Source organism: Flavobacterium sp. 1355 (assembly GCF_017833415.1).
In the GTDB taxonomy this organism is placed as follows: domain Bacteria; phylum Bacteroidota; class Bacteroidia; order Flavobacteriales; family Flavobacteriaceae; genus Flavobacterium.
On sequence record NZ_JAFICC010000019.1, the window covers coordinates 39,470 to 58,753 of the forward strand.

The following is a 19,284-nucleotide window of genomic DNA, read 5'->3' on the forward strand; positions in this document are numbered from 1 at the left end:
ATGAGAAAACTATATTTATTTATATTTTTAGCCTTGATTGTAGCAAATACAAGTCAGGCTCAGACTAGAACGACAAGGATTGGCTACATTGACATGGAGTATATTCTGGAAAACGTTTCCGATTATAAAGAAGCAAAAGCACAGCTTGAGTTAAAGGCGCAAAAATGGAAACAGGAAATTGAGTCTAAAAAAATAGAAATAAATAAACTCAAAGAAAGTCTTACTACCGAAAAAGCTTTACTTACCAAAGAGCTCATTGACGAAAGGGAAACTGAAATTAAATTTCAGGAAACTGAAATGTTAGATTATCAGCAAAAGCAGTTTGGTGCCGACGGGAATTTAATGCGACATAAGGCTGCTTTGGCAAAACCAATCCAGGATCAGGTTTTTACAGCTGTTCAGGATATTGCAGAAGCAAAAAATTATGACTTTATTTTTGATAAATCATCAGATTTGACAATGCTTTTCAGCAACAAAAGATTTGATATTAGTGATCAGGTTATACGAGTTCTTAACAGAACAGAAAAACGTGAACAGCTTACTAAAAAACAATTAAAAGAACAGGAAGCTAAAGAAAGTCTTGAAAATGCCATTGATGAAAATCCGGCGATGAAAGACAGACAAAAAGTTTTGGATGACAGAAAAGCTGCGAGAGAAAAATTGATTCAGGACAGAAAAGCCGAACAAGAAGCTAAGAAGAAAGAATACGAAGACAGAAGAAAAGCTTTACAGGAAGAAAGAGAAGCTAAAAAAAATGGCACGGTTTCTGAACCAGCAAAAACAGAATCAACAAAAACAGACAATACGTCAAAACCTGCTACAACAACGGAACCAAAGGCAAGCACAACTGAGCCTGTAACTCCAACGGAAAATAAAGCAGAGGAAAGACAAAAACTTTACGAACAGCGTAAAAAAGAATTAGAAGAGAGAAAAAAGAAAATTTTAGAAGAAAGAGAGGCTGCTAAAAAAGCAAAAGAAGCCGAAACACAAAAAACAAATACGACCAATAATTAATTAATATTTTAAAAATGATGAAACAAATCAAAACTTTACTAATTGCTGCTATGTTAGTTTTAGGAGCGAGTAACACAATGAACGCACAAGCTAAGGTAGCTCATGTTGATGTTAGCGAGATTATGTCGAAAATGCCTGCAATGCTTGACGCTCAAAATCAACTACAAAAATTAAGTGGTACATACGATACTGAGTACAAAAAAATGGTTGACGAATATCAAGTAAAAATTAAAAAGTACGAAGCTGAAGCTGCTACTGTAACTGAAGCTGTAAACGGTGAACGTTCTAAAGAAGTTCAGGATATGCAAAAAAGAATTGTTGATTACAGAGACAATGCACAAAAAGAACTACAACAAAAAGAAAATGACATCGTAAAACCTTTAATGGAAAAAGTTAGAGCTTCTATCCAAAAAGTTGGAAAAGCTAAAGGTTTCCAATATGTATTAGACGGTTCTACTCTTTTATTAGCTGACGGTCCAAACATTACTGCTGATGTTAAAAAAGATTTAGGTTTCTAATAAAAACTAAACTATAAAAAACGGCTTAACTATTCAGTTAAGCCGTTTTTTTATGAACTGTATTTTGTTCTTCTTTCTGTTTTTACGTTTTAAGACTTTCAAATTTTAAAACTTCATTTAAAGTTATGTGAACAGATTTAAATAAAAAGAGGAGTTAAAAACTCCTCTTTTTGATAGTATTATAGATCAGGACATTTTGTTGTCAATGGTACACAATCCCAAAGGATGTTACCATTTTCATCTTCTCCACGATAACAGACCTTACCAGTATGACATACCGGAGGAGTCCCTCCATTAATTTTTTTCAGCTCTTCCCTTGATAATTTTTCTGCAGACAACTTTTCGATAATCTTCATAGTATAAATTGTTTAGGTTATAAACAAATATAGTATTTTATTTACAATTAAGTAATATTTTATTTAAAAACCTAATTGTACAAAATCTTAGAAATATGTAACTTTGTCCTATGACAAACAACAATCCTATAGGCGTTTTTGACTCTGGTATTGGAGGAACTTCCATTTGGAGCGCCATTCATGAACTACTTCCGAACGAAAAAACAATTTATCTGGCAGACAGCAAAAATGCTCCTTATGGTCAGAGAACCAAGGAAGAGATTGTTGCTTTGAGTAAAAAAAATGTTGATTTTTTGATTGCAAATAATTGCAAGCTCATCGTTGTTGCCTGCAATACAGCGACTACAAATGCAATTAGAGAACTGCGTGAAGAATATGATATTCCATTTATAGGAATTGAACCTGCTATAAAACCAGCTGCAAATAATTCTAAAACTCAAGTTATTGGAATCTTGGCCACAAAAGGAACACTGAACAGCGAACTGTTTAATAAAACGGCTGAGATGTTCCAAAACACTACTATAATTGAGCAGGTTGGACATGGCCTGGTACAGCTTATTGAAGACGGTAACCTTAATTCGCCAAAGATGACCGAACTGCTTGAAACGTATTTGCAACCTATGATAGAAGCCAATATTGACTATCTGGTTTTGGGCTGCAGTCATTATCCCTACCTTATACCCCAGATCAAAAAGATTCTTCCTGAACATATAAAAATTATAGATTCAGGAGAAGCTGTTGCACGTCAGACTCAAAATGTTCTGCGCGAACAAGTTGGCTTTACTGATACTCAAAGTGGTGAACCTGTATTTTATGTGAACTCAAATCCTTCTGTATTAGAATCAATTTTAGATAATAAATATCCTGTTATACAAAAGGATTTTTAATCTATTCAATTTTTCGCTTGACGAACCAAATTCCGTCCAAAGATAAATTGAGAGCTATTTTATGGTAATTTTCTTTTATAAGATTATCAGCGATTTTACCTTTTTGCCCATAGGAATAAGAAACATGCAACGCCGATAACGTATTTTCTATAGGCAGGGAAAGTCCAAAAGAAATTGCAGTATTGTTTACTCTTTTTCCATCGACTTCAAGGTAGCCCGTGTCAAAGTTTGCTCCTGCAGCATATTGAATCCTGTCCCAATAACTTCGGATATTCCTTTTGGTGCTAAAAGTAAAACCGAGTGCAAAACGGTCCTGATTTACAAAATCACCATATAAATCTGATTGATTGGTATTTTTCCAAAGACTTTTTTCATAGTCTAAAGTCATATTCAGATTATTTTTGAAACGCTTGCTAATCCCAAATCCCATTTCTAAAGGCATATAATAATCGTCTGTATCAGAAGCCACATCAGATTCAATAGAAGTTTCTACACCATTTGTGAGGGTTTGCACGCTTTGTACTTTTGATGCTTTGACTCTGGCAGGCATTTTGAAAGTTGCCGCAATTGTAAAAGTAGAATCAATTTTATATTGCGATCCCAGAGTTGCACGTAGTCCGTTATAATCCGTTTTTTTATTAATTGCGGTAATCGAATTTGAAATTAAATAACTTCTGTCATCTGTGGTATTTCCGAACAGCAGCATAGCCGAAACCCCTACAGATAATTTTTTTCCAAATCGATATCCGTATGAAAAATCAAAATTATTTAATCCGCCTGAACCCTCAGCTGTTAAGTAATAATATTCCTGACTATCTGCAATTGGAAGTTTTAAGTTAGAAATTTTAAAAGCAGCACTTGAATAAGGCCTTAAAGCCACACTAAATCCGGAATTTTTGGTCACGGGAAAAGCAAAAGCAAGATGTGAAAACTGAAAATTATTACGCTTTTCTGATCTTGAATTATTTTGATACGTGGTTGAAATCGCTTTTCCTCCAAGATCAAACATAAAATGGTTAAGTGGCAAATATGCTAACGAAGCGGGATTTAGATTATTAATAAAACTATAGGATGGCAATGCAATTCCTGATGAGCCAATTGCCGGAAGTGAACCAAAATCTGCATCGTATATACTTCCTAAACCGTACAAAGAATAAGGTGAGCTTGAAATACTTTGGGAAAATGAAGTGAGTGACATCAGAATGAAGAAACTCAAATAGATTATTTTGTTTTTCATTAATATGATATATAATAAATTTTTAGTTGAATTTTATTGTTTACATGTTTTTGATCTCCTAAAACTATACGATTTACCGTTTTAGAAATTCCCGGCAATGTCAGAACCAATGAAGATTTTGCATCGGCCGTTTTAAGCATTTCCTTTTGCAAAAAGTTACCTACAGAAAATGTGTAGCCTATGTTTTCATTAAATTCATCGCTTTTTTTATTTAATATTCCGTATACATTTACTCCTGCAGAATTTACTAATGAGCTGCTGATTCTGTTTAAATTATCAGCAACATACACTTGTATTGAATCGGCTAAAGGATATTTTTCTGAATAAGAATTATTTACAGGTTTCAAAATCAATTGTGCATCTACAATTGCCCCTTTATCTGAAATGTATTTTAACTGTTTTATGTTAGGAAAATCAATTCGACAGGCGACACCTGTTCCTGACTGAATAAATCCTTGCCGGTCGGTTAACATACTGGATAATTTACTATTTGAAACCGGAAGATTCTGAAGCAGTGTTCCTGTTTTGTCTGATGAAATAGAATTAAACTGTTTTGAGGGCTCACTAATTACAAAATCTATATAATAAGACTTCTCTTCCTGACTTTGATATTTTGAGTAATACATCCTGATGACACTTGTGCTGGTATGAAAACCAATGACACTTGAGGAATTTGTTGTTGATGGAACCAGAACGATTCCTTTAAAATATTCTGTAAAACTGGTAAAATCTGTAATTTCTCTTTTCTTGATTTTCTGAAAAATTTCTGCTCCAAAAACCGGGTCCATTTTTATATTAATTGAATCTTTTTCAGTAGGTCTTGGCTTATAAGAAATGGAGCCTAAACTTTCGGGACTATAGCTTAGAACAGAGTTGTTATAAAAACTATCGTCATCTGTATTTGGTTTTATTTTCTGGAGAACTCTATAAATATCAATCTTCTGTACCTGCGTAGTATCTCCATAATAATAGTTATCATATTTTAAAATCATCGAGATTGAATCAAATACATAATTAACAGCTTCTGTGTCTGACCCTCCACTTAATAAGGAATAAGATTTTGCGCCTAATTGAAAATAACTGTCTGATTTTACTTTACCAAAAATAGGATCTTCGTAATTACCTATCAGAATCCTGCTTTGAGATGAAGTAACAAGTGAATCAAAATTTATTGTAGCCATATCTACAGTCACCGTATCAATCAGGATTACCTTATTATTTACAGCGAGATAATCAGAACCAACAACAAATTCGCCTGCGTCAGTGTCTGTCCCACATGAGAATATTGCAAAAGCAAAAAACAACATCAATATAAACTTATTCATAATCCATTTTTGAACAAATATAGACTGTGCTTTTTTGCACTACATAATAACATATACAGTCGCGCTTTTTTGAACTGTGAATAGTAGAAAATCATCTATAACTTAATTATAGCCTTGAATACTTCATTCGACTTCAAAAAACGCGGTTTAGTCTATCAAAAACTACCATACATATATCTTCTTTTTTTTAAAACCATCAGCCTACTACTTTTGAGCCAATAATTAAGTAATGAAAAAACGATTTTTAATTTGTTCGGTTTTATCTGTTTCTTTTTTCGGAATGAAAGCTCAGGAAAAAATTTCTGCAGAGGTAAATATAAAAACGGAACCTACTGAGAAAATTAATTTTAATGAAACCAATATTGGGTTTTTATTTCATAAAAAAATAAACTCAAACAGTACAATAACGAATACATTAACCTATTCGAATGTGAAGGTAAATTATGAATCAGGAAGTTTTGAGGTTTTTGAAAATCTAAATCAGTTGAATCAGATTCAGAATAAATTTGATTTTTCTTATACCGTTTCTGATAAGACAAAATTGAAATTGTCTGTCACACCAACTGCTAATTTTCAGCAAAACTTAAACGCTTCTGACTTTACCATTTTAGGAAACTTTGAGTTTAGCCGGCAATTGGGGCCAAAAACAACAATTAATATCGGTGCAGCAAGAACAAGTGTTTTTGGTTATCCCAAATTTTTACCGGTTTTATCTTTAGGCTATAAATTAAATGAGCAAAGCAATATTGTTATCGGATTTCCGGATTCAAAAATATCGTATTCCAACAATGTCAGGAACAAGTTTAGCCTGACGAATAGTTTTAATGGTAATTTTTATCATTTAGATTCTCAAAATCTGGATTATGATACCTCAAAAGTAATTGTATCACAAATGACTTCTGCTTTTGAATATGAAAGAAATATGGACAAAAACTGGTTTATAAATTTTAAAGCAGGATATGATTTCAATAAAAAATACATTCTGACCGACGATAACAATCATAAGGTTTATGACTTTAATATAAGCGACGGCTACATTCTAGGAATTGGGATCAAATACAAACAATAAATAAATTTAATATTATGAATAATTTTAAAAAAGGAATATTATTCGCGGCACTGTTTTCGGGTTTGTTTTTTTCAGGCTGCAGCAACGATGATGAAGATGATGAGTTAATTGGAAACTGGGTAAAAAAATCAGCATTTGACGGACCGGCAAGATCTAGCGCGACTAGTTTTGTTATTGGAGATTATGCTTATATAGCAACCGGGTATACCGGAGACGTATATCTAAAAGATTTATGGGCTTATAATTCAAACGGGGATTACTGGGAGCAAAAGGCAGATTTTACAGGAATAGGGAGAAGTTCTGCGTCTAGTTTTGCCCTAAATAATAAGGGTTATGTTGGACTGGGGTATGACGGTACAAATAAACTTAAAGATTTTTATCAATATGATCCTGTTAGCAACAACTGGACACAAAAAACAGATTTTACCGGTACGGCAAGATATGCTGCTGTTGGTTTTCAGGCTGGTGGAAAGGCTTATTTTGGAACCGGTTATGACGGAAATTATTTAAAAGATTTTTATCAGTATGATGATCAGGCAAATACCTGGACACTGGTAAACGGTTTTAGTGGAAATAAAAGACGTAACGCTACTGTTTTTGTTATTGACAATAAGGCCTATCTGGCAACTGGTGTAAATAATGGGGTTTATCAGGAAGATTTCTGGGAATTTAATCCTTCTACTGATGCCTGGACACGAAAAAGAGATATTGATAAGGATGAAGATGATGATGACTCTTACAATGATGATTATGCCATTGTTCGTTCTAATGCATCGAGTTTTACCATGAATGGATTAGGTTATGTGGTAGGTGGGGAAAGTGTAAAAACAGTATGGGAATACAATCCGTCAACAGACATTTGGGTTGAAAGAACTCCGATGGAAGGTGCAACAAGAACTGATGCTGTAGGTTTTGCTATTAATAACCGTGGTTTTTATATGTTGGGAAGAATAGGTACAACATATTTTGATGATGCATGGGAATTTAAACCAACCGAGGAACAAAATGATGATGATAATTAATATTAAACGATTCTTCCGGGGTACAATCCGGAAGAATTTATTACTTGTTATTCTGATTTTACAATTTGCAGCTTGTTCCAACAATCAAACATTTAAGACGCAAACATTCAGAACAACATCAGGATGGGGTTATACAATTGCCTATAAAGGACAAATTATTATCAAACAATCGGTTATCCCGGTAATTAATGATTCTAAAAGTTTTGCTACAAAAGAAGATGCCCAAAAACTGGCTGCACTGGTTGTAAAAAAACTCCGGCATAACATATCGCCAACGGTAAATAAAAATGAATTAATTTTATTAAAAATAAAATTATAAATGAATATAGGCGCCATAAAAAATACAAGCTCAAATAAAATTCTGTTTCATGTCATTATATGGGTATTCTTTATTTTGACTTCACTAATACAGTTTTACGAAAGTCCGTTTACAATAAATAATGATTTTTATGTACAGTGGTTTACAGGTATTATTTTATTTTATCTGAATTATTTTTATTTGGTTCCTACCCTGCTTTTAGAAAAAAAATACTGGCTTTATTTTGCTTTTGTACTGGCGCTTATTATTCTTTTTATGGTTATAAGGATGACCTATTTTATGCCGGAATTTAAGCCTGTCAGACATATCAATATGATGCCTCCCCGTGAGGATATGAAATTTATTTTGAAAGGTCACCGTGTCAGGGCTGTTATGGCGCGACAACCTTTATTTTTTAAAATTGGGCCTTCGCTTTTTTACATCCTTATTATTACAATTAGTGCTATTATTAGAACACTAACTGAATTTTATAACAACCAACAAAACAAATTAATCGCGGAAACACACAGAACAAATACGGAATTAATTTATTTGCGAAAACAAACCAATCCGCATTTTTTATTTAATTCCTTAAACAGTATTTACTCTCTGGCTCACAAGAAATCTGATTTGGTCCCTGATGCCATCGTAACATTATCAGAATTAATGCGCTACATGCTGTATGAAACAGATAATAAAACGGTGGCTTTAGAAAAAGAAATCAATTATATTCAGAATTATATTGAATTACAGAAGCTAAGGCTCAATAACATAGAAGATATTTATATTAATGTTCATGGCGATACCAAAAATAAATTTATTGAACCTTTATTGCTCATTTCTTTTGTTGAAAATGCTTTTAAATATGGGACCGATTATAAGGGAGCGGCACATATAAAAATTAAGATTACTATTTTCGAAAACACACTTGATTTCTGGATAGAAAATACAATTGAGAATTATGTAAAAGATCCTGAAAATTCAGGAATTGGATTGGTAAATATTCAAAACAGACTTGATTTACTTTATCCGAATGCACACCAACTTACTATAACACAAGACAGTAAACTCTATCAGGTACATTTAAAATTAAATTTAGACAGTATTCAAACAGCAATAAATTAACCTGATAGTTATGGATAGAAAAAATCATCCGAAAAGGTATTTTCCGGAATTGTACCATTAGCAACAGCTTCAAAATTTTATCCTGCTGATACAGAAGGAGCGATATACGTAGCCCCAGCGGTTTATTGAAAACGAATAATTTTAACTAAACTGGTAATTTATGATAATTTTAAAACTTAATTTACTGGTTTCAAATTACTTTTGAGCACCAAAAACAATTTAAGAATATAATCTCCAACAGATGAAATGCGTAATTATAGACGATGAACCGTTAGCGGTTGAATTATTAGAAGATTTTGTCAAAAAGATAGATACACTTGAATTATTACACACTTTCAACAATGCTATAGACGCTGTTTCATTCATTAATCAGAATAATGTTGATCTGATCTTTTTGGATATTCAAATGCCACATTTTTCCGGAATTGAATTTTTGAATACCATTGATAAAAAACCGCTGATTATTTTTACAACTGCTTACTCAGACTATGCCGTAGAAGGTTTTAATCTTGGTGCTGTTGATTATCTGGTAAAACCTATACCTTTTCATCGTTTTCTAAAATCAGTAGTAAGAGCACAGCAAATTTCAAATCCTGCTGCCGTAATCCAGCCTGTAACAGAAAGCCCTGCAACTCCGGAATCTGAACAGGATTTTATGTTTGTACGAGCTGAGTACGAAAATGTCAAAATGAATTTTTCGGATATTTTATTTATTGAAGGGTTGAAGGATTATGTAAAAATATACACAACCGATAATAAATTTACGCTTACCTTAATCAGTTTAATAAAACTGGAAAACTTGCTGTCTAATAAAGGGTTTTCAAGAATTCACAGATCTTATATCATCAATATAAAACATGTAAAATCAATACAAAAAAATAAGGTGATGATTAGTGACAAAAGAATCCCGATTAGCGAAAGCTACAAAAGTGCTTTCTTCGAAAAAATAAATTTATAATTTATTAAATCCCAAAATAAAAATTCCAAACTCTAAATGTTATCCAATTCCAGAATTTGGAATTTCTACATTAAGAATTTGAAAATTTATTCCTTAAACCAGCCGGAATACATAACATAGTTATTAGAAATACGTTCGATCTCTCCCGCAAAATCAGACTGATCAATATCTTTTACTTTTTTTGCCGGAACTCCGGCATAAATACTTCCTGATTCTACCCTCGTATTCTGCGTTAGAACTGCTCCTGCTGCCACAATAGAGTTACTTTCTATCACACAGTTATCCATAACAATTGCGCCCATACCAATTAAGACATTGTCATGCACAGTACATCCATGAACAATGGCATTATGGCCAATAGAAACGTTATTACCAATAATTGTCGGATGTTTTTGATAAGTGCAGTGAATAATCGCACCATCCTGAATATTAACTTTACTTCCGATTTTAATGAAGTGAACATCACCGCGAATAACCGCGTTGAACCAAACACTGCAGGAATCTCCAAAAGTTACATCCCCAACAATAGTTGCATTTTCTGCCACATAACAATCCTCAGGAATTGCAGGTGATTTTCCGTTTACAGATTTAATTAGCATAAAATAAAGATTTAATTAATAGCCGGGCAATTACAATCGTAACGCTCTTTTTTACAGAACAAATTGATTCCTAAAGTTAACTGATGATAACCGCCTGTGTCAAATTTTACATCGCCCATGACTTGTGAGTAAGTATACGCAAACATAAAATTATTGTAATTTATACCCACAATAGGTGTTATATATTGTAATTTTTGAGATGATACTCCACTTCCGGTACTGTATTGTGCACCATCAAAACTTCTTCTGTAGGACAGAGCTGCCCATAAACTTCCAAAATCAAGATTTTTGTAGGCTTTCATATTTATATCAATTGATTTTTCTTTTGTCTGATCAAATAATTGAAATAAAACAGAGGGTTCCCATGTGATATTTTCACTTTTACCAAAAACATATCCGGCACTAAAAAGAAATTTTCTCAAATTATCATTTTCATAATCTGTATATAGCTCTCTTCTGGTTTCTAAAACACCCTGCACAGTTGCGTGTGCATAAAAATCAAGGTAATTGTAAGAAGCTCCAAAATCGACATTGAAATAAGAATCTTTTTGGATAGACCCAAAAACAATAGGATCAAAAGTTCCGCCAAATTGGGTCTCGTCTAACTGGTTTTGAATAACGCCACCACTGATACCAAATGAAAGCTGGTTCAAATCAACTTCATCGCGGGAAAACATAATATGGTGTGCGTAGGTAACCTTTACTCCTTTTTGAGAATGATATCCGTTTTTATCATTAAAAACAATAATTCCGGCACCGGATCTCTCTCCTAACCTTCCGTTAAAACTCAACGTTTGCAAAGAAGGTGCTTCATCCTGCCCAAACCATTGTTTTCTGGCCGTCAGTCTTATTTTTGCACAATTGGAAGCCCCCGCCATCGACGGATGTATTAAGTAATAATTATCTGATAAATAATCTGAATAAACTGGAATTCCTTCTTGAGAATAGGAATAAAATGATGTTATCAAAAAAATAAAGAAAACCCTGATCCTAAATCTCATATAGGTAATTTGTTTGAATATATTTTAAGACAATGCAATTTAGTACGATTAATTTGCGAAGAGTCTTAATTATTTTATTAAAAAATCAAATATAGGTATTAGTAGAAAATAACTTTACTAAATTTGCAAAAAAATACTACTCATGACAAAAATCACTATAAAGGAAACTCAAAATCCAACCATCCTAAAGTTTGAATTTGAGGAATTCATTACACAAAATCAGAATTTTGAATTTAAAAATATTGATGAAGCGCAATCTTCACCATTGGCGCAGCAATTATTTTATCTTCCGTTTGTAAAAACAGTTTATATTTCAGGAAATTTTATTGCTATTGAAAGATATAGTATTGTAGAATGGGATGATGTAAAAGATGCTGTTGCCGAACAAATTGCCGCATTTGTAGACAATGGCGGAGTGATTATTAAAATTGACGAAAACAAAGCCAAAAAACAGCCAATCACTGTTTATGGGGAGACAACACCAAATCCTTCTGCACTAAAATTTGTAGTAAGCAGAATGCTGACCAGAAATGCGGTGGAGTATAAAAATATTGACCAGACAGCTTCTTCTCCATTGGCAAAAGAATTATTTAAATTCCCGTTTGTAAAAGAAGTTTTTATTGATGAAAATTATATTTCTGTAACTAAATATGACATCAATAACTGGGATGAAATTACACTTGAAATAAGAACTTTTATCAAACAATTTATTGAAAACGGCGGAACAGTTTTAGATGAAAACCTAATTGAAGTTACTACCAAAAATGATATCACAAAAGATGAAGCATTTGACAAATTGGATGTAACCTCTCAACAGATCATCAATATTCTTGAAGAATATGTGAAACCGGCAGTAGCTGCTGATGGAGGAAACATTGCTTTTGATTCTTATAATGAGAATGACAAAACGGTAAAGGTGATTTTACAGGGAGCCTGCAGCGGGTGTCCGTCATCAACTTTTACACTTAAAAGCGGTATCGAAAACATGTTGAAAAGCATGCTAAACGATGAACAAATTAAAGTTGAAGCTATAAATGCGTAAATAATATTTTTATATTTGCAAACTAATACCACCTTCTCTATTGGGAAGGTTTTTTTATTTAAATACAATGGACATCAATTCAGAACAATTTAGCAATTATGCTGCCAGGTACATAGAAGTATTACTTGATTATTCTCCAAAATTAATTTCAGCTTTTCTAATTTTATTTGTTGGTCTTTATGCTATAAGACTAATTAACAGAATCATTAGAAAAATAATGGTAAAGAGAAATCTTGACCCGACTCTGACCAAATTTCTCGCTGATATTTTGCTGTGGGCTTTACGAATTTTATTATTTGTAACTTTTATTTCGAAGCTTGGAATTGAGACTTCGTCGTTTGTTGCTATCTTAGGAGCAATGGGACTTGCTGTTGGTTTATCGCTGCAAGGTTCACTTTCTAATTTTGCAGGCGGAATGCTTATTATCGTTTTTAAACCTTTTAAAGTTGGCGATACTATCGAAGCACAGGGTGTAATTGCCACCGTTTTAGAAATTCAGATTTTTGTAACCAAAATGCTTACAGGGAATAACCAAACTGTTTTTGTACCAAATGGTGCTTTATCAAACGGAACGATTATTAATTATTCTATGCAGGGGGAAAGAAGAGCCGATTTGACATTTGCAATTTCGTATGATTCTGATATTAAGAAAGCAAAAGATATTCTTTTGGATATTTTAAACAAAAATCCAAAAGTACTAAAGACGCCCGCACCCGAAGTTTTTGTAAAAAACTTATCGGCAAGTTCTGTAGATTTTGCAGTGCGCCCGTGGGCAAAAAATGAAAATTACGGAGCTGTTTTTTCAGAGACTCTTGAGAATTGCAAAGCAGCTTTAGATGCAGCAGGAGTTTCTGTGCAGCCTTTTACGATTCAAAAATAAATTATACTTTTTTTGATGGCGTGGTCATCATAAAATCTTTCAAATAATACGGTTCAAAATAAGCGACATCTACAGTGTCGCTTATTTGATATTTATCAAAACTGATTTTACTCATGGCTGCTGCCGAAGGGTATTTGATATCTTCTAAAAATATGAAATTTTCTTTGGTTAAAACTGTTTTGCATTTTTCGGCACAATCTCCAACAAAATAAACTGTTTCATTTATATCCTGAAAAGAATTTTCATCAATTACTTCTGCCAGAATTGGTCTTTCTGTCTCTAGTTTAGCATTAAAAATTTCGCTATAAACTTCCATTCTTCTGGCATCCAGCATCGGAATAATCTTTCCATCAGAAACTTTTGCCTGCGATGCCAAAGTCTGCAAAGTATCTACAGCAATTAATGGTAAATTCAAGGCAAAACACAATCCCTTTGCTGCCGAAACCCCAATTCTCAGACCTGTATAAGAACCTGGTCCCTGGCTTACTGCAACAGCAACTAAATCCTGAACCGATATTTTTGCCTCTGCAATGGCTTCTTCTATAAAAACATGCAATTTCTCGGCATGCGAATATCCTTCTTCTGCGATTTCTTTACATAAAATTGTTTCGCCATTTTTTGAGATGGCTACAGAGCAATTTTTAGTTGCTGTTTCGATATTTAGAATAAAAGACAAAGTATTTATTTTAAAATTGTTACTTATAATTATTTCTTCGGGGAATTGCTTTTGGCCTTTACTTTATCTCCGGAATTTAGTTCTTTGGAAACAGTTGTATAAGGACCGGTAATGACCACATCACCCGGTTTTAATCCAGACATTACCTCAATATTGGTATCGTCCTGAATACCTGTCTTAATGATTCTGATTTTGGCTTTATCACCTACTTTTACAAAAACGCATTCGAATTTTTTATCGCTTTTTGGAGCTGCTTTTTTATCTTCTATCGGACCTTCTGCAGTAAAGTCTTTTACAGCAGCCGTATCTGATTTTACCACAACAGAGCTAATCGGAACCGCCAAAACGTTTGTTTTGGTTTGTGTTATAATATCGACAGTAGCTGTCATTCCCGGTCTGAAAGGTGAATACGTATTTGGTTTACCTTCTAATAAATCCTGATATGATTCTTTTAAAATTCTGACTTTAACCTTAAAATTTGTTACCTGATCCGATGTTAATGTTGTACTTGCCGAGTTTGAAATACTGGTAACAACTCCTTTGAATTTCTTTTTCAAATAAGCATCAACTTCAACATTTGCTTCGTCACCAATTTTTATTTTTACAATATCATTTTCATTTACATCAACTTCAACTTCCATGTTGTTTAGGTTGGCAACTCTCAATAGTTCAGTTCCTGCCATTTGCTGAGTTCCAAGTACGCGTTCTCCTAATTCTACATTCAATACAGAAATCGTACCATCTGCCGGAGCATAAATTGTTGTGCGGCCTAAATTATCTTTGGCTTCATTTACAGATGCCGAGGCACTCTGAACAGTGTAATATGCATTTTGTTTTGTTGCTTTGGCTACCTCAAAAGAAGCAATTGCCTTATCCCAGTCTGATTTTGAAATAACACCTTTTTCAAACAAGGTTTTATTGCGTTCATAGTTGGCCTTCGCTTCTTTGAAACTGGCTTCAGATTGTGTTAATCCCGCTTTTGTTCCTGATAAATTTGAAATGGAACGATTGTAACTTGAGGTATACAAATCGGGATTTATTTTTACTAATAAATCTCCTTTTTTAACTACCTGACCTTCTTTTACATTCAATAAAATAATTTCTCCCGAAACTTCCGGAGAAATCTTAACTTCAATTTCCGGCTGAATTTTACCCGTTGCCGAAACTGTCTCTACAACAGTTGAAGCCATTACTTTTGAAATTTCTACTTCTTTTCCTTCATCCTTATTTCCTATTGCTCCTGTTTTTCTAAGACCAATCAATACTACAATAAGGATTACAGCTCCACCAAGCAAGAAGTAAATTGTTTTTTTTGACATAATAAATTATTTTGTAATAATTGGAACAATTGGAATTCCGAAATAGAACTCAAGTATTTTTATTTTGAACATGTAATCGTATTTTGTTCTGATAACGTCTGACTGAGCATTGGTCAGCAAAGTTTGAGCCTGAGTAAAATCGAAAGAATTCATTAAACCCACATCATATTTTTCTTTAGCATAATTATAAGCCTGTTGTCTCGCTTCTAAAGTTATAGTAGAAGACTCATAAGTATTTAAAGCTCCTTTTGCATCTGTAAAAGCCGTATAAACGTTACGTTGCAAATCTAAACTTTTTTGCTCTAAATCTATTTTAGATTTTTCTAAATTTACTTTGCTTCTTTCTACATTGTTTTTAACTGAGAATCCATTGAAAATTGGAACGCTAAGTTGTAATCCAAACGAATGTCCTTTGTTATCACTAAACTGATCAAAAATAGGTTGAGGCGCACCCAAAACTGGTGTAAAGTTATTCTCTAACACTGCCTGATTTGTTCCTTCAACAAAACCAATTTGACTTGTTGGATTAGTTAGATTTGGAGTTACACCAGTGACAACATCAGAATAACTTGCTCTGGTTGTAAAAGAGTAAAAACCAGACAAAGTTGGCTGATAAGCACCTCTTGCAATGGCAACATTTTTTTCAGCAATTTCTAGATTGGTCTGTGCCAATTTCAATTCAGTTCTCGTCTCTTTTGCTTTGTTGTAAATATCAATTGGAGTTTGTGCCATGATATTATTTTCATCTTTCACTTCAGTATCATCTGCTACGTCAAAGTCTGCAAATTCTTTTAATTGTAAAAGCTGTGCTAAACTTAATTTTGAAATCAACAGATTGTTTTCAGAAACAGTGATGTTTTGCTTGTCAGTCGCAACCGTTGCTTTTAGATCAAATAAATCTCCGCGTGGAATTGTTCCGGCATTTACCATTTCTTCAGAACGGGCATAACGCTTTTCATCAATTGCTAACTGCTCTTTTTTAACTTTTAAATCTTCCTTATTGGATAAAATTTGCAGAAATGCACTCGCTACATTTAAAGAAATATCTTCCTGCATCTTAACCAGTTGGTATTGAGATGCTATGATAGAAAGTTTTGCTCTTCTGTATGTATTTTGATTTTGAAGTCCTTTGTAAATATCAACTCCGGCATTTATACCTACGGATGAATATTGAGTTGTCTGATTACGCAACAGACCTGTTGTAACATCCTGATTTAAACCAATATTCCATGAGTGTGAGGCACTCCCGTTTACTGTAGGCAAATAGCTTCCCAAGGCACCTTTTTTATCAATTACAGCATTTTGGACATCTAATTCTGTAAGCTTTATTGTGATATTATTTTCTAATGCATATCTAACGCACTCCTCTAAAGTCCATTGTTTTGTTTGTGCCTGACTTGATAATCCAAAACCGAATAACAATGCAAAGACAATACTATTATATTTATTTATTTTCATATATTTTGAATGAAGGCGCAGTATCGAAACTACGCAAATTTAACATTTTTTAAAACCAAAAACTTTTAAAGAATCAAATTATTTTTTTTCTCCTTCGGTAATTAAACCCTGATTCCAGATTTTTATTTTATCTGTTTTTTTGATTCCGCTTTTAACCTGAACATAAATTCCGTCACTAACTCCCAAAACTAAATCTTTTCTTTGAAATTTTTGTGGAGCCGTTTCGATTTCTACATAAGGCTTTTGTGTTTTTTTGTCAAATTGCACTAAGGATTCTTTGATTGCCAAAACTTTATCTGCTTTTTCCAATATAATAGAAGCATTTGCACTCAGGCCGGCTCTGATAAATGTAGCATCTCTGTTTTGTAAAGAAGCTTTAATCTCAAACTGAATTGCTCCATTCTCAGTAACTCCTTTTGGTGCGATATACGTTAAAATAGCTTCAAATTTTTTGTTTTCAATAGCTCCCACTGTAATTTCGATAGCCATTTTCTCTTTTATTTTTCCAACTTCAGATTCATCGATTTTTCCAACAAAAATCATTCTTCCAACATCAGCTACACTGGCAATTGTAGTTCCTTCATTAAAGTTGTTGCTTTCAATAACCTGGTTTCCAACTTTTACCGGAACGTCCAAAACCATTCCGTTTACAGTTGAACGAATTAACGTATTAGCATAACTTCCTAATGATGAAGTTGTTCCTGTTTTTACGATATCCAGACTTTGTTTTGCTGCCTGATAGTCTTGTTTTGCTTGTGTGTAAGCCAATTGAGCTGCATCAAAATCATTTGCTGAAATTACGTCTTTATCATACAGCGTTTTTTGTCTCTTAAAGATTTTTTCCTGATTATCTAAGGCAATTTTGGCAGTCTGTACTTGATTTTGTGTACTGCTCACATTTGATACATTTGCAACAACCCTGATTTTAGCAATCATATCGCCTGCTTTTATTTTTTCTCCGGCTTTAATATACACTTGCTCAATAATCCCTGAAATGTTTGGTTTGATTAAGACCTCTTCATCTGGCTGAATATTACCTGTAGCGATTGTATTTTTTACGATCGTTTTAATTTCTGCTTTTTCTGTTTTAAAGACAATAGGTGACTCCTGATTCTTAGCATATAAATAATATAATGCACCAAAGAAAACTATAGCGATAAAAATTAAAATGGTGACAGTTACTCCTTTTTTCATTTTGTTTTTGGTTTAATCGATTATTTTTTGATTGATAATTTATTCTGTTCGTAAAGCATCTACCGGCTTCACATTGATTGCGGTCTGCGCCGGAATAAATCCTGCCAGCAAACCAGATCCTACTAATATTAATAAGGCAACAAATACAACTCCTAAATCTACACTCGGGTTGGCAAACATGGTATCACCTCCTGGCGGCATTGAATCAAGAGCCATGTTCAGCAATGCGATGATTCCGGTCGCAACGGCAATTCCCAGCATTCCCGAAATAATAGTCAGGAATATAGATTCAGACAGAATTTGACCTCGTATTGCTGCCGGCGTTGCTCCCAAAGCCCTGCGAATTCCTATTTCTTTAGTACGTTCCTTGACTACAATGAGCATAATATTGGAAATACCAATTACACCCGAAATCAATACTAATGTTCCTACAAAATAGGCAATGAATTTTAGAATATCAAATAAACTTTGGACTTTATTAAATTGTTCATACAAATCAAAATTCCCTACGGCCCTGTCATCTGCAGGATTTATGGAATGAAGCGATTTTATTAAATCTAAAATTTTCGGTTTCAGAGAAGTAATCGAGGTTTCATCTTTTGCCGTAAGTGCCATCCAGCCTACTTTATCGCCATAATTAAAAGCTTGTTGAAATGTGGTAAACGGAATAAAAATATTCTTCTGCTCCTGTTCTGCATTTCCTCCCTGCTGCTTAGAATTATAAACGCCAATTACCATAAAATTGATTCCGTTTATTTTAATGTAAGTTCCTATAGCCTCTTCTTCTTTACCATATAGCTCAGATATAACACCTTTGCCAATGATGGCTATTTTTCTTCTCTCGGAGATATCCTGTTGGTTTATAAAACGACCTTTTATAATATCCATCGGCTGTTGCTTGATTAGTTCAGGATAATCGCCATAAACAGTAAAAGAAGATGTTTTTGTACCACGAACAACATTGTTTGTACCATTAAAATCACCTAACTGATTTCTTGGCGAAACGTACAACAAATCCGGAAAGGCTTGTTTTAAAGCCATTACATCACTATTCCTAAAATCATAACGACGTGTTTTTGGCAAACCTTTATATGCTTTTGATGTAGTCTGGCTCCACATAAACATGGTATTTGTAGCAATCCCGTCAAATCCTTTTTTTATCCCATTTTCCAACCCTTTTCCGGCTGCCAGTAATATGACAAGAATAAATATCCCCCAAAACACCCCAAATGCTGTCAGAATAGTTCTAAAAACATTCGCCGTCAAAGCCTGCAAAATTTCGTCCCAATTATCTTTTTTAAACATA

The 19,284-nt window shown here is 33.5% G+C and carries 20 protein-coding genes; 10 read left to right on the forward strand and 10 right to left on the reverse strand.

The window, feature by feature from the left end; genetic code table 11:
• Positions 1-1,014, forward strand: coding sequence for an OmpH family outer membrane protein (locus JOD96_RS20470; RefSeq protein WP_209566084.1), 1,014 nt, complete (start codon positions 1-3; stop codon positions 1,012-1,014).
• Between the two features lie 14 nt (positions 1,015-1,028).
• Positions 1,029-1,532, forward strand: coding sequence for an OmpH family outer membrane protein (locus JOD96_RS20475; protein ID WP_207784950.1), 504 nt, complete (start codon positions 1,029-1,031; stop codon positions 1,530-1,532).
• A 179-nt stretch (positions 1,533-1,711) separates the two neighbouring features.
• On the opposite strand, the gene JOD96_RS20480 is transcribed toward JOD96_RS20475, so the two are convergent.
• Entirely contained in the window at positions 1,712-1,888 is a 177-nt protein-coding gene (locus JOD96_RS20480) for a bacteriocin-like protein (RefSeq protein WP_209566085.1), read from the reverse strand.
• 110 nt (positions 1,889-1,998) lie between these two features.
• On the opposite strand from JOD96_RS20480, the gene murI reads away from it, so the two are divergent.
• Entirely contained in the window at positions 1,999-2,775 is a 777-nt protein-coding gene (murI, locus tag JOD96_RS20485) for a glutamate racemase (RefSeq protein WP_209566086.1), read from the forward strand.
• Position 2,776: 1 nt separating this feature from the next.
• On the opposite strand, the gene JOD96_RS20490 is transcribed toward murI, so the two are convergent.
• Both JOD96_RS20490 and JOD96_RS20495 read right to left on the reverse strand, forming a co-directional pair.
• On the reverse strand, positions 2,777-4,012 hold the full coding sequence (locus JOD96_RS20490) for an aromatic hydrocarbon degradation protein (RefSeq protein ID WP_209566087.1): 1,236 nt from the start codon (positions 4,010-4,012) through the stop codon (positions 2,777-2,779).
• Positions 4,012-5,337 carry a DUF4270 family protein gene (locus tag JOD96_RS20495; protein WP_209566088.1) on the reverse strand — a complete coding sequence of 442 codons (1,326 nt, stop codon included), beginning with the start codon at positions 5,335-5,337 and terminating at the stop codon, positions 4,012-4,014. Before JOD96_RS20495 ends, JOD96_RS20490 begins: the two co-directional genes overlap by 1 nt.
• A 229-nt stretch (positions 5,338-5,566) precedes the next feature.
• Between JOD96_RS20495 and JOD96_RS20500 the strand changes: the two genes are divergently transcribed.
• The 5 genes from JOD96_RS20500 (at position 5,567) to JOD96_RS20520 (ending at position 9,809) form a co-directional block, all read left to right on the forward strand.
• Positions 5,567-6,406, forward strand: coding sequence for a DUF6268 family outer membrane beta-barrel protein (locus JOD96_RS20500; protein ID WP_209566090.1), 840 nt, complete (start codon positions 5,567-5,569; stop codon positions 6,404-6,406).
• A 14-nt stretch (positions 6,407-6,420) separates the two neighbouring features.
• Positions 6,421-7,428 (forward strand): Kelch repeat-containing protein, encoded by a 1,008-nt coding sequence (locus tag JOD96_RS20505; protein WP_209566092.1) that lies wholly within the window; start codon positions 6,421-6,423, stop codon positions 7,426-7,428.
• Complete coding sequence (locus JOD96_RS20510; protein ID WP_245188465.1) at positions 7,412-7,747, forward strand: DUF4907 domain-containing protein; 336 nt, start codon at positions 7,412-7,414, stop codon at positions 7,745-7,747. Before JOD96_RS20505 ends, JOD96_RS20510 begins: the two co-directional genes overlap by 17 nt.
• Positions 7,748-8,851, forward strand: coding sequence for a sensor histidine kinase (locus JOD96_RS20515; protein WP_209566094.1), 1,104 nt, complete (start codon positions 7,748-7,750; stop codon positions 8,849-8,851).
• 241 nt (positions 8,852-9,092) lie between these two features.
• Positions 9,093-9,809 (forward strand): LytR/AlgR family response regulator transcription factor, encoded by a 717-nt coding sequence (locus JOD96_RS20520; protein WP_209566096.1) that lies wholly within the window; start codon positions 9,093-9,095, stop codon positions 9,807-9,809.
• Between the two features lie 86 nt (positions 9,810-9,895).
• Here the strand turns inward: JOD96_RS20520 and JOD96_RS20525 are convergent, their stop codons facing one another.
• A complete protein-coding gene (locus JOD96_RS20525) occupies positions 9,896-10,408 on the reverse strand; it encodes a gamma carbonic anhydrase family protein (protein WP_209566098.1) in 513 nt (170 codons plus the stop codon).
• Positions 10,409-10,419: 11 nt separating this feature from the next.
• Positions 10,420-11,409 (reverse strand): type IX secretion system membrane protein PorP/SprF, encoded by a 990-nt coding sequence (locus JOD96_RS20530; protein WP_209566100.1) that lies wholly within the window; start codon positions 11,407-11,409, stop codon positions 10,420-10,422.
• Positions 11,410-11,551: 142 nt separating this feature from the next.
• Between JOD96_RS20530 and JOD96_RS20535 the strand changes: the two genes are divergently transcribed.
• Entirely contained in the window at positions 11,552-12,451 is a 900-nt protein-coding gene (locus tag JOD96_RS20535; protein ID WP_209566102.1) for a NifU family protein, read from the forward strand.
• Positions 12,452-12,518: 67 nt separating this feature from the next.
• Complete coding sequence (locus JOD96_RS20540) at positions 12,519-13,331, forward strand: mechanosensitive ion channel family protein (protein WP_209566104.1); 813 nt, start codon at positions 12,519-12,521, stop codon at positions 13,329-13,331.
• A 1-nt stretch (position 13,332) separates the two neighbouring features.
• On the opposite strand, the gene tsaB is transcribed toward JOD96_RS20540, so the two are convergent.
• The 5 genes from tsaB to JOD96_RS20565 all read right to left on the reverse strand — a co-directional run bounded on the left by tsaB (position 13,333) and on the right by JOD96_RS20565 (position 19,283).
• The gene (gene tsaB / locus JOD96_RS20545; protein WP_209566106.1) at positions 13,333-14,007 is read right to left on the reverse strand and encodes a tRNA (adenosine(37)-N6)-threonylcarbamoyltransferase complex dimerization subunit type 1 TsaB; all 675 of its coding nucleotides are present in this window, start codon (positions 14,005-14,007) and stop codon (positions 13,333-13,335) included.
• Between the two features lie 29 nt (positions 14,008-14,036).
• Positions 14,037-15,326 (reverse strand): efflux RND transporter periplasmic adaptor subunit, encoded by a 1,290-nt coding sequence (locus tag JOD96_RS20550; protein WP_209566107.1) that lies wholly within the window; start codon positions 15,324-15,326, stop codon positions 14,037-14,039.
• 6 nt (positions 15,327-15,332) lie between these two features.
• Positions 15,333-16,784 (reverse strand): TolC family protein, encoded by a 1,452-nt coding sequence (locus tag JOD96_RS20555; protein WP_209566108.1) that lies wholly within the window; start codon positions 16,782-16,784, stop codon positions 15,333-15,335.
• A 78-nt stretch (positions 16,785-16,862) separates the two neighbouring features.
• A complete protein-coding gene (locus JOD96_RS20560) occupies positions 16,863-17,978 on the reverse strand; it encodes an efflux RND transporter periplasmic adaptor subunit (protein WP_209566109.1) in 1,116 nt (371 codons plus the stop codon).
• Between the two features lie 39 nt (positions 17,979-18,017).
• Positions 18,018-19,283 (reverse strand): ABC transporter permease, encoded by a 1,266-nt coding sequence (locus JOD96_RS20565; RefSeq protein ID WP_209566110.1) that lies wholly within the window; start codon positions 19,281-19,283, stop codon positions 18,018-18,020.
• Between the last annotated feature and the right edge of the window lies 1 nt (position 19,284).